We start from the raw sequence: 11789 nt of genomic DNA, 5'->3' as shown, positions 1-11789 counted from the left end.
AAAGCAATCGTCGCAATACAGGGAAGCCCCGTTGAAAGAAGTGAGGACGGTCAGATGATGAAGAAATCAGTCTTATTGTTAACAGCGTTGCTTGCCATGCCATTCGCTGCAAACGCTGAGCAAAATGACCCAAGCAGTTGGGACAAAGCCAAAGAAAGCGCAACCGAAGCTTGGGACAAAGCCAAAGAAGCGGGCAATAACGCGTGGGACGCTACGAAAGAAAAGGGCGATCAACTGCTTAAAGATGCAGAAGAAAACGGCGGTACCCTATGGGACAGCGCAAAAGAAAAAAGTGCTGAACTCTGGGAGAAAGGCAAAGAAAAAGGCGCAGAGCTTCTTGATGAAGCTGAAAAGAAAGCCGAAGAATACACCAAGCCAAAAGACGCGGAGCCAGCACCCGTGACGCCGCTTGAACCTGAACCGGATAGCCAATTTAATCAATCAGCGTAATGCGGGCAGAACTAAAAACACCAGCCTTTTTTCGGCTGGTGTTTTTTTATTGGATTTCCGCAGCTATTCAAACTTACCTCTAAAGACTTTTGATATGCCCTGAAACAGTGAGGTGCGTCGGTGTCATTTCGTTGAAAGACGGAAGCTAACCTTCAAAAGGGTATAGTGAAATAGAGAAAGGGAGAGTTAGCTTATGATTAAAACCGTGGGTAACACGCCGATATTGGAAAAGCACCGTTTAACCTGTCATTGTGGCGGTGTCGAAATTGAATTGAGTTTGCCAAACGGCATCGAGAAACCGCGTCGATGTGATTGTTCAATCTGCCGCAGAAAAGGAGCGGTGGTTGCTTCGGTGAAATTGGATGGCATTGACATCCTGAAAGGTGCCGATCTGCTCAAGCTTTACCAATTTAATACCCAAACCGCAAAGCACTACTTTTGCTCTGAATGTGGCATCTACACGCACCATCAACGACGCTCAGATCCGTCGGAATATGGTTACAACGTGGGTTGTTTGGAGGGCGTAAACCCTTTTGATATCGACAATGTTGTGACTAACGACGGTGTGAATCACCCTGCGGACAGGAAATAACGAGAGAGGGATAAAGGATGCGAATCGCACTCTTGTCAGACATTCACAGTAACGTTTATGCCTTAGACGCGGTGTTACATGATGTTTTCAAGGAAAGTGTTGATGTTGTCGTAAATCTGGGCGACATCCTTTATGGCCCCATCGAGCCTCGTGCTACATTCAATCTGTTGATGGAAAATGAGATTGTCACGATTCGTGGTAATCAAGACAGGCAGATTTACGAGGCAAGGGGAACGGAGCTTACTTCTAATCCCACGCTACAGTTTATCTTCGATGATTTAGGCGAAGAGCCGCTTTCGTGGGTGAAAGGTTTGCCGCCTGTCTTGCAATACACTGACGATGTATTTTTCTGTCACGGTACGCCTGACAATGATTTGGTTTATCTCTTAGAAGATGCATCAAGCGGCAAGCCTGAGCTACGCGCTGATGCAGAGATTATCAATCTGTTGTCAGGAAACCAAAGTCACCTAATTTGTTGTGGTCACACCCATTTAGCGCGTTCAGTTTTGACCAGCAGCAATCAGTTAATCGTAAATCCAGGAAGCGTTGGGTTACCAGCGTATCAAGATGATGAGCCTTGGATTCATGCGATGCAAAGTTATAGCTACCATGCGTCCTATGCCATTGTGGAAGGACAGGGCGACAAGTGGAACGTGAGTTTCAAACGGGTAGATTATGATAAGCACAAAGCGATTGATGCTGCGTTGAAACGAAATAGAACCCATTGGGCACAGTTCCTGAGTACAGGGCGTGTCGCTGTCTGAATGGTTTACCGTGATTTTTCAACCAGTAAGGGACGTTATGGCCAGAAAATTTCAGTTTTTCACCTATCCAGATGCAAATCGCAAGAACTTTACCTTCCTAGATATGGCGTCACCAACCTTCGCGGCAGAGAAGTCTGCATTGCTTGAACAAGGGCTGGTGGTGACTGACGACGCAATCTATGCGGAAAACGAGAAAGAGGCCGTTGAGAAGTTTAAATCTCACTTCATCTATGTGATGGAAGAGTACAACGCGTCGACCAATCCGTTTTACAGCATCCAATTTGCGATACAGTGGTTGTGGCGCAAACTGTCTGGCAAAAAATAGCAAGTAGAGAATAACGGGGTTTCATTCCCCGTTTTTCATCTCATCCGCGTTCCCAATCCAAATTGACAGAACTCAGCTTCGTCGTAGAGGGGTTTCATGACACAGTATTTAAAAAACAGCATCGTACCTGAAGAGTTCAAACACTATTTCGATGACTGGCATTTTTCTCCCGTTATCGAAAAAAATGGGACGTATTACCTATCAGGGGTGACGGCAGCGAGAAAAGACAAACCCATTAGTTCAGATCCCGAAGAACAATTCCATGATGCCTTTTACAAACTGGGTGTCTATTTAAGAACTGCAGGGCTGGACTACGAGAACATATTGGAAATAACGACCTATCATGTTGATATCAAAAAGCATATTGAGTGCTTCTCGAAAGTCAAAGATCACTATATTAGGGCTCCTTTTCCTGCGTGGACGGCCATAGGTGTTGTGGAATTTATCCCTGATAACGCACTGGTGGAAATGCGTGTCGTCGCAGCTAAGTAAAAAGAGCACCCTAAGGTGCTCTTTTCCGTTATGCGTCTTTGCCTGTGCTTGGTGGCAATTGACCCGATGCCATATGTAGGTGGACATCTTGTTGTGGGAAGGGAATAGAAATGCCTTCTTTATCAAAGCGCATTTTCACTTCTCGTGTCACATCCCAGTAAACGTCCCAATAGTCGTCGGTTTTCACCCAAGGACGCACAATGAAGTCTACCGAAGAGCTATTTAGCACATGCAGTTTAATCATGGTTTCTGGGGCACGAAGTACTGCCGGGTGGTTAGAAACGATGTCGTTCAAAACTTTTTCAACGTGTTCGATGTCATCGCTGTAGCTAACGCCAAAGACCATATCAACACGGCGCACACGCTCATGTGTCACGTTTTTAATCACATCACCCCAAATCTTACTGTTAGGTACGATGATGATTTGGTTATCAAAGGTTTTGATCGTGGTATTCACCAAGCTCATGTGGCTAACTTTACCTTCAACACCACCTGCCGCAACGAAATCGCCGACATCAAAGGGGCGATAGATAAGCAGCATCATACCCGCCGCGAAGTTGGATAAGGTGTCTTGTAACGCAAAACCCACGATAACACCGGCGATACCGAAACCCGTGAGAATGGGGGTGAGGTTTAGACCGATTTGAGACAGAGCAATCAGGATACCGATGAACCACACAGCCTTGCCTGACATTGAAATGAAGAACTCTTGCATGAGTTGCGAGAACTTCAAATTCTTAGAGGCGACGGCACGCTTAACCACCTTGCGTGTGATGTTGGCAATTTGACGCGCAATCAACAAGATGATCAGGAAAACAATAAACTGGAAAATATGCTGAGGGGCATTCTCTGCTAACCAGTTCCAAAGTTGCGTTGACCAGTTCTTGATGATGGAAAGAATAACGTCTGAACTGAGTAGGTCTTGGGTAACGCTGCCCGTCACTTCGAAATAGAGGCGTTTGTATTCTGCCGTTTCGATGCCTTCTTTGTCAGAGATATCAATCATCACCTTGAGGCTGGTGGTTGCAATCTCCATACGGCGTTGCGTGATCAGCTGACTGAGTTGCAGCGTTGCTTTTTCTGACTCCGGTGCGACTTTGATCTGTGCATCCATGGCACTGAGTTGTTGGCGCATGTACTCAACGTTTGCGGCGAGCTGCTCTGTTCGTCGGGTGATCTCTTGCTTTAAGTTTTCTTCCGCTTCAGTTGAAAGTGCATCAAGCTTTTTCAGCCAGCCTGCATTCTGAGACTGCTCCTCATACATGCTGTCGAGATATTTACGAGACTCTTCATAGTCACTGAGTAAGGCAAATTTATCTTCACTCTTTGCGGTACCAAGCTCTTCAGAAAGTTTCGTCGTGCGCTGGGTGAGATACTTAATGCCTGATCTGCATAGGTATCTTGCTGCTGTATTTGTTTGATTAAGAAAGCTTTATCAACAGAAGGGTCTTTTACCAAAGAGCCAATCAAAGAACGAAGCTGTTCATTCTTTTGGAACATTTGTAACTGCAAGGCCAACCGATCTTCACCGGATGACTGCTTTTGCATGGTGACGAGTTGGCTTAATTCGCTGTTTAGTTGGTTGATTTGGTCTTCAGGTTTAACCGAAGGGGCTGCCTGAGTTGCTGGCGCGGTTGGCTCTGTGTTGGCAAATGAACTGGGTGAGAAAGCCAGTAGTAAAAAAGAAAAAAGAAAAGGTATCGCTACGGGCAATCGCCAGTGAGTATTCATTGAAACGTCTCCTTCATTTCACTTTGGCGGATAACTCAATTGAATGCGAAGTTATCGAGATAAAGAGCAAGTATGGCATTTTGGTTATAAATCCCCAAGAAGCTAAGCGTCATAGTTGTGGAGACAATGCCAAAATAGCGAATCCTGTTCGGTTCTCATGTTGTGATTTTTGAAGAGATATCGAGCGTGTAAATAACATGTTGTCGAATGGTTCGAAGTTTTTACTTTACTTTACATTCACATGGTTGTTCAAAATCTGCTCAGGGCGCAAAATAACCACAAAATTATAAGGTCAAACAGGAAGTATTATCTTATGAGTAATGTGTCGCAGCTGTCTAAGCAAACCATCTATCTTCACTGGCTAGTTGCCATCTCTTTTATTGCCGTTCTCGCTTTTGGTCTGTACGTGGAAGATCTCCCTCGTGGTCCAGAAAAAGGCGAAATGATTGGCCTGCATAAATCTTTCGGCTTTCTTATTCTCGTTCTCGCTTCAGCACGCATTTTATGGCGTGTAAAAGAAGGTGCGATTCCAACCATACCAGGCTCTCCATCTTGGCAAGAAAAAGCCGCCAAAGGTATTCATCATCTGCTTCTTTTGGCGACGGTTCTTATGCCGATTTCCGGATCATGATGTCAGTAGGTGGTGGTAGAGGTCTGGATGTGTTTGGTGTGACTCTGATTGCTGCTGGCGAGAAAATTGAGTGGTTGGGCACCGTTGGCCATACCACGCATGAGATACTGGCAAATATTGTTATCGCAGCAATTGCTCTTCACGTGCTGGGTGCACTGAAACATCACGTTGTCGACAAAGACGCCACCTTAAAGCGTATGACCGGGCGTGAATAAATCGAATGGCTTGCTCGGAAAAGCCCGCGTTTATATCGCGGGCTTTTTATTGGCTGCGTGAATTCAAAAACCTCACAGGGTGTTCATGCATAACCTCTCTATTCGAGACCTAACTACATGTTTCTTCGCTATATGCCTGATATGCTTTGTTGAGTCTGCACAGTTCGTGGTCGTGCTTATTATTTTTAAGGGATGACGACAACATGCGTAGAATTATCTTTAATCAAAAAGGCGGGGTAGGTAAGTCCAGCATCACAGTGAACTTGGCTGCTCTCAGTGCGGCGAGCGGGTACAAAACGCTGGTGATCGATCTTGATATTCAAGGTAACAGCTCGCACTACTTAGGTGTGGATATCAATGGCAAGAACGACAAGAGTGTGGCCGAGTTACTCGATCAAACCGTGTCTTGGTTTTCTGTGTCGACGCCCATCAAAGATTTCCCTCAATCAACCGCTTATGAAAACCTCGACATTATTCCTTCAAGCCCTCGTTTAGCCTCTCTCGAACCGGAGCTTGAGCGTCGGTACAAGATCTACAAACTGCGAGATGCGCTAGATGAGCTTGAAAAAGAATACGACCGCATCTACATCGACACGCCACCTAACCTCAATTTCTATTCGAAAGCCGGCTTAATTGCCGCGCATCGTCTTTTGATTCCGTTCGATTGTGACAGCTTTTCTCATCAAGCACTTTTAACCTTGATGGACAATTTGGCTGAGCTCAGAGACGACCACAATAAAGGGTTAACCTTGGAAGGCATTGTGGTGAATATGTTCAATGCTCAAGCAAAGTTTCCCGCGCAAATCATTGAGAACGTGCGTGAGCTAGGTTTGCCGCTTTTAGATCCATTCCTCAGTCATTCAGTGAAAATGAAAGAGTCGCACTATCATCAAATGCCACTTTTGCACTACGCGCCAAACCACAAGCTCTCAAAGCAGTTTTCTGATTTGTTTAACCAAATGGAAGTTGAAGAGGCGATGCCTGTGAGTGATGCTTCAGCGTAACTTTTGACAATGTTACATAAATAGGTAACATTCGATATTGTTACTTCAATATGTAACCGAGGGTATATGAAGTTTGCAGGTGTGATTACTGGCGATATCGTGGGGTCGATGACATTGTCTGAAGCTGCGCGTAGAGAGACCTTAGCGGCACTGGAAGCGGTGTTTTCCTCATTTGGTGAGGACATCGTGGCTGAGATCTATCGTGGGGATGCATTTCAAATTTATACAGAGAACCCAGAAATTTTATTGCGCGTTGCCTTAGCGATTCGTGTGAACTTGCTGAGCCAAGAGACTCAAGCCGATGCTCGCTTATCATTGTCCGTTGCGACTGCAACGGAACGCGAATTGCCTGTTCGACTCTCCAATAACAGCAAAGCATTTCTACTGTCCGGTCACCACCTCGATAAGATGGCGAATGAGCGGCTTGTCTTCAGTGCAGATGATAATGAGCTAGATGACGATGTGAAGATGGTTGTCAGTTTACTTGACGGCTATATCTCTACACTCACCGCCAAAATGGCATTCGCGTTGAAGCGTTGGATGGAAAATCCTGAGCTTTCTCATGCAGACCTTGCTGAAAAGGTAGGAATTAGTCGCAGCGCGTTCACAAGAATCATCAATAGAGCAAATTATGTGCGGATCGATGAAACGTGTCGGTGGTACGCTGGTCGAATAAAGCGTTACACGGAAGCACATAACTAAAAGGCAGCACTGCTGCCATGCTTGGCAGGAGGCGCGCAGATGATTCTAACTCTGGCTATCACACTGGTAGCCGTGTACGTGATATTCGAATTTTACCTGTTCCCCATTGAAAAACGATTTGCCAAGCAATTGCTGACGTTACCCATATTGCTCAGTGCGGCATGGCTTATCGTATTTATTTTCTTTGCTATTCCTCTTATTCCAGCTTTGGCTGCAACCTTTGTTTTGGCTGGCTTTTCAGTCGGAATGAATATGTATTCACTCAGAAACAAAGATAACCTCCGTTTGTTGTTTGCAAAGCAAGGTATCGTCATCATCGCGCTGACGGCGGCGAGTTATGTCGTTGCAAATGCAAATGAAAAGACATTAGCTGAGCAAGCATTCTTCAATGCAGACTGGTGGAACCTGTTTAGTTGGGTGCTGGCATTTTTGCTTGCGATGAAGCCTTCGTCTTTGGCGATCTCACTGCTGCTAAAAAACTGGACGGATGAGCTCTTTCGTACCGATGGTGTGCCAAAGCAAAAGCCATTGAAGGATGCGGGTGCATTTATCGGCTACTTCGAACGTGCACTTATCGTTATCTTTGTGCTGTGGGGTCAGTTACCAGGGGTTGCTTTGGTGCTGGCGGCGAAGTCTGTGTTTCGATTCGGCGACTTGAAAGATCATGGTAGCCGCATGTATACGGAATATGTGCTTCTCGGGACGTTTGCCAGTGCATTGTTTGGCATTGGTAGTGGCCTAATCGGCGTGTATTTAAGTGCTATGTAATGTTGAAAGATAGAAAAAAAGGCACCGGATTCGGTGCCTTTTTCGTGGTTAGTGCGTTAACGCTTTGTCAATCTGCTTTTGCTTCCAAATCGAAGCAAGGATGCCGACTGTCAGTGATACCACAATCACTCCCAGAGACACTGGGGTAGGGATAGCGAACGGTGTATCGATCAACAGCATCTTCGTACCAATGAAACAAAGCATAAATGCCAGTGTATGATGCAGATACGCGAACTTGTTCAGCATACCGCCCAGTACAAAGTACAGAGAACGCAGACCCAACAGGGCAAATACGTTAGCGGCCAGCACCAGATACGGTTCTTGTGTTACGGCGAAAATCGCTGGAATAGAGTCCAGTGCAAACATAATGTCTGTCATCGCGATAACCATAACCACAACCAGCATTGGGGTAGCCAGCAGGCCGATAGAATCACGGATAACCAGTTTGTTGCCGTGGTAATCGTCGCTTACACGCAAGAAGCGTTTAACCAGTCTTACTGCAACACTGTCAGAGAATGACTCGTCTTCTTCACCGTGCTGTTTCCACATCTTGTAACCTGTCCAGATGAGGAAGAATCCAAATACGTAAAGCACGATATGGAATTTCGCGATAAGCGGTGCACCCACCGAAATCATGATCGCACGTAGAACCAGCGCACCGACAATGCCAAGCATGAGGACGCGCGGTACGTTGTTCTCAGGCACTTTGAATTGGCTGAAAATCAGGGCGAAAACAAACAGGTTGTCGACGCTTAATGACTTTTCAAGTAAGTAACCGGTGATAAAGCTGTCGCTGCTTCACCATTGGTGTAATGGCTGGTCGGAGCCATTTGAGGCCAGAAAAAGTAAATGGCTGCGGCAAAGGCGAAAGCCAAGGCAAACCAAAAAATGCTCCACATAACCGCGCTACGAAAAGTAATTTTTCCGCGGGTGATGAGAAGATCAATACCTAACATACATAATGTGAGGATAAGCAGGCCGTCATAGCCTGAAAATAGTTCGCTGAGGAACATTGATACCTCCGTGTGCGGAGGAAAGGCGAGATCAGGAAGCCATACCAACCGCACATCTATAAGCAAATAAAAGCGAATAACTGGCGTTGGTCTTGTCAAAACATCCAAAGTGGATGTTCTCGCGGGCCGGATGCATAAATGCAACGGAATGACGACTTCGCGACTTTGTGACTACTCCCCAATACGGCGCAATAGTAGTGCTTTTTGTTAGATTTTGAAACTACTTTTTAATAGGTAAGGTCAATAGTTGATAGGGTGGCTAAATCCGCATCGAATAGAGGGTAGAAGCACTTATGAAGCGGCGTTTATTTATACAAAGTTTGGGGTTGGTAGCGATATCTTTTCCCGCATGGTCGAGCAATCTACGAACGCCAGAACAGGCGGAAGGACCTTTTTATCCTGTTAAACCTATTCCGTTAACCAAGAGCTTGGTGTCAAGCGCGACAAAATTGCTGGGTGAGCCAATGGACTTATCGGGAGAAGTCAGAGATACACATGGCAATCCGATGCCCGGTATCCGTATCGAATTTTGGCAATGTGATGCGCAGGGTCTATACGATCATCCCATGCAGCAAAATACGGAAAGCTTTGACCCTGCCTTTATGGGAAGTGGGGCAGTGATGACGGATAAGAGCGGTAACTACGACATAGCAGTGCTTTATCCTGTGCCTTATCCGGGCAGACCTCCACACATTCACGTCAAACTCTGGAAAGGCAAAAAGCACTTTCTTACCACCCAGCTTTATCTGAAAGGAAACTCTGGTAGCCGATGGCTAAGTCGTGATCGTGAGTTTCTCTTGATCGACCCGCAAAAGGTAAACGGGAAATTCCAAGCGAACTTTGTTTTCGTTGTGTAGCTGGAAAAGAAAAGGCTCCGAATATCTTGCTGTATTACAGAGCCAGTATGCTAGCTAGGAGTAAATGGTTAGATTTGGAACTTCGCGATTGCTGAGGTCAGTTGCTGATTCGAACTTGCCAGCTTCTGCACGTTTGCCAATGTCGCTTCACCACTTTCATTCAAAGAAGCAACCATTTCGCGGATTGAATTGATGCTGTTACTGATATCGCTGGATGCTTGACTCTGCGCATTGGTGATTTCTGTAATATTGCTGTTGAGCGTATTAATTTCTTCCACCGATGCCGCCATGACATCGAGATTTGTGTCGACCAAATCTGTTTGCTCAACCGCTTGGAGACAGCTCTTTTTCGTGTTTTCTATCGACTTCACGGCATTATCGGTACCCGCATTCAACTTGGCCAACATATCGTTGATTTCGGAGGTGCTTTGTTGCGTTCGGCTGGCAAGCGCTCGAACTTCATCTGCAACCACCGCAAAACCTCGCCCTTGTTCGCCCGCACGTGCAGCCTCAATGGCCGCGTTAAGTGCAAGCAAGTTGGTTTGTTCTGCAATATCGCCAATAACACTCAACACTGAAGCGATTTTTTCTGAGTTTTCACTCATGATTTGGATGTCACTTTCCATGTCAGAGATCTCTTGCAGCAGCGCATTTACGCTTGCAACAGACTGTTTGACCTTCGCCTTTGACTCTGATGTTTGTTGGGTGGTTTTCTGGGTGCAACTCAGTGCTTCCCCGGCACTGTTTGCAACTGAATCCACCGTTGTGTTCATGCTTTCGACTTTAGAGACCATATGCTCAGTGACTTGTCCGTGATGTCCCAGAACACCATGATTCTCTTCGGTCTTTTCTTTTACATGGTTCACTTCAGACGAAATCTGGCGTGTGGCTTCTGAAATGCCTGTAACAATCTCCTGAAGACTTTGCGCAACATCATTCATTCCGGTACCAATTGCACCGATTTCGTCGTTCGTTTTAACGTCAACGCGTGCTGTTAAATCACCACGGGCGAGACGTTTCATGGCACGCATGATGTCAGAAAGCGGAGAGAGCATCTTGCTGACAAGAAAGAGAGCAATCAATGAAACCAGCACTACTTGAGCGACGGCAAACATCAATGAATCAACTCTGCTCGCTGCCACAGACTGGAAGGCATATTCCTTGTTCAACGCGACAACCAAATACCATGGCGACCCACCAATAGCCTGAATATCAAAAAGATATGGGGTAGTTCCAATGGTTAACTCACTGATTGCCTTAGCACCTGCGAGGGTAGGCAAGGCTTGAGGTGTCAGCGATTCTGATGCTTCGGTTGCGGGCTTCAACGACATTGCAGAGTCCATGCTGGCAAGAATAGTGCCTTTGTCATCGAGCAAAAGTGCTTGAGTGTTGGCTGTGCTGATGCTGTTTACATAGCTAATCAGTTGATCGATTTTGATATCACCCGCGATAACCGCCGTTTCCCCATTGGAAAGCGTAAACTTCTCAGCGATTGTCACAACAGGCTCACCCGTTGCAGAATCTTTGTACGGCTCTGTAATTACGGGGCCTGATGCGTTACTCGCTTGAATGTACCAAGGACGTTGTCGAGGATCGTACCCCGCTTTTGATGGTTTCGCGTTATAGCGGAGCATCTCACCGGAAGACGTTCCCATATAAACAGACAAGAAGTTTCCAGAGACTTTGGCTTGATCTAAATAGCCATAAACCGTTCCACCGCTTGAACCAAGTACGCTTTCTTTGGCACCTTGGATAATCTCAACTTTGGGGTTTACCCAATTCTGAATCCCTTTTGTACTGGCAGTACCCACTGATTCAATAAACCTCGCGACAGAGTCGTTGGTGTATCTCATCAATTGTTGGTCCTGTCGCATGTACTGTATCGCGGCCATGATGATGATGATGGTAGCGATAGCGAGGGAAATTTTATGCTTAATAGAGCGGGGAAGGATCATCAGTTTGTCTCTTATCCGAAATGAATGGATTGAAAATTAAACATTAGATCCAGCATAGAACAGGGTACGGGAATGATCCTGTTACATGTGATTATTGAGATACTTGAGTGCAGAAATGAAAAAAGCCTGCTCGAAAGCAGGCTTTTAAAGTGGTGGGCGATACCGGGCTCGAACCAGTGACCCCCTCCTTGTAAGGGAGGTGCTCTCCCAACTGAGCTAATCGCCCGAATAAACGCTTGGGAGACCCAAAAGGGTAGTGCGTTTATTGGAATTTGGTGGGTCTAGGCAGA

At 46.0% G+C, this 11789-nt stretch carries 10 protein-coding genes, 1 tRNA gene and 3 pseudogenes; 10 read left to right on the top strand and 4 right to left on the bottom strand.

Annotation, left to right across the window (positions count from 1 at the left end; genetic code table 11):
* Positions 1–54 precede the first annotated feature (54 nt).
* The 5 genes from ATN88_RS16455 (at position 55) to ATN88_RS16435 (ending at position 2623) form a co-directional block, all read left to right on the top strand.
* Complete coding sequence (locus tag ATN88_RS16455) at positions 55–450, top strand: hypothetical protein (protein WP_067418318.1); 396 nt, start codon at positions 55–57, stop codon at positions 448–450.
* Positions 451–646: 196 nt separating this feature from the next.
* Complete coding sequence (locus ATN88_RS16450; RefSeq protein WP_198158400.1) at positions 647–1042, top strand: GFA family protein; 396 nt, start codon at positions 647–649, stop codon at positions 1040–1042.
* A gap of 17 nt (positions 1043–1059) precedes the next feature.
* A complete protein-coding gene (locus ATN88_RS16445) occupies positions 1060–1806 on the top strand; it encodes a metallophosphoesterase family protein (RefSeq protein ID WP_067418310.1) in 747 nt (248 codons plus the stop codon).
* Between the two features lie 37 nt (positions 1807–1843).
* Entirely contained in the window at positions 1844–2131 is a 288-nt protein-coding gene (locus ATN88_RS16440) for a hypothetical protein (protein ID WP_067418307.1), read from the top strand.
* Between the two features lie 96 nt (positions 2132–2227).
* Positions 2228–2623 (top strand): Rid family hydrolase, encoded by a 396-nt coding sequence (locus ATN88_RS16435; protein WP_067418301.1) that lies wholly within the window; start codon positions 2228–2230, stop codon positions 2621–2623.
* Positions 2624–2651: 28 nt separating this feature from the next.
* On the opposite strand, the pseudogene ATN88_RS16430 reads toward ATN88_RS16435, so the two are convergent.
* Positions 2652–4354, bottom strand: a pseudogene (locus ATN88_RS16430) (mechanosensitive ion channel domain-containing protein).
* A 313-nt stretch (positions 4355–4667) separates the two neighbouring features.
* On the opposite strand from ATN88_RS16430, the pseudogene ATN88_RS16425 reads away from it, so the two are divergent.
* From ATN88_RS16425 to ATN88_RS16410, 4 genes and pseudogenes are all read left to right on the top strand, one after another.
* Positions 4668–5200 (top strand): annotated as a pseudogene (locus ATN88_RS16425) (cytochrome b).
* A 203-nt stretch (positions 5201–5403) separates the two neighbouring features.
* Positions 5404–6204 (top strand): ParA family protein, encoded by an 801-nt coding sequence (locus ATN88_RS16420; RefSeq protein WP_067418297.1) that lies wholly within the window; start codon positions 5404–5406, stop codon positions 6202–6204.
* Between the two features lie 66 nt (positions 6205–6270).
* Positions 6271–6906: a winged helix-turn-helix domain-containing protein gene (locus ATN88_RS16415; protein ID WP_067418293.1), complete on the top strand. Its 636-nt coding sequence runs from the start codon at positions 6271–6273 to the stop codon at positions 6904–6906.
* A gap of 39 nt (positions 6907–6945) precedes the next feature.
* Positions 6946–7674 carry a hypothetical protein gene (locus ATN88_RS16410; RefSeq protein ID WP_067418288.1) on the top strand — a complete coding sequence of 243 codons (729 nt, stop codon included), beginning with the start codon at positions 6946–6948 and terminating at the stop codon, positions 7672–7674.
* A gap of 48 nt (positions 7675–7722) precedes the next feature.
* Here the strand turns inward: ATN88_RS16410 and ATN88_RS16405 are convergent.
* Positions 7723–8687: pseudogene (locus ATN88_RS16405) on the bottom strand (TerC/Alx family metal homeostasis membrane protein).
* Between the two features lie 293 nt (positions 8688–8980).
* Between ATN88_RS16405 and ATN88_RS16400 the strand changes: the two are divergent.
* Positions 8981–9544: a dioxygenase family protein gene (locus ATN88_RS16400; protein WP_067418284.1), complete on the top strand. Its 564-nt coding sequence runs from the start codon at positions 8981–8983 to the stop codon at positions 9542–9544.
* A gap of 68 nt (positions 9545–9612) precedes the next feature.
* On the opposite strand, the gene ATN88_RS16395 is transcribed toward ATN88_RS16400, so the two are convergent.
* Complete coding sequence (locus ATN88_RS16395) at positions 9613–11499, bottom strand: methyl-accepting chemotaxis protein (protein WP_067418280.1); 1887 nt, start codon at positions 11497–11499, stop codon at positions 9613–9615.
* A 150-nt stretch (positions 11500–11649) separates the two neighbouring features.
* Positions 11650–11725, bottom strand: a tRNA-Val gene (locus ATN88_RS16390).
* Positions 11726–11789: the final 64 nt, after the last annotated feature.

The organism is Enterovibrio coralii, assembly GCF_001559595.1.
Classification (GTDB): Bacteria; Pseudomonadota; Gammaproteobacteria; order Enterobacterales; family Vibrionaceae; genus Enterovibrio; species Enterovibrio coralii.
This window is presented reverse-complemented; position numbering and strand designations above follow the sequence as displayed.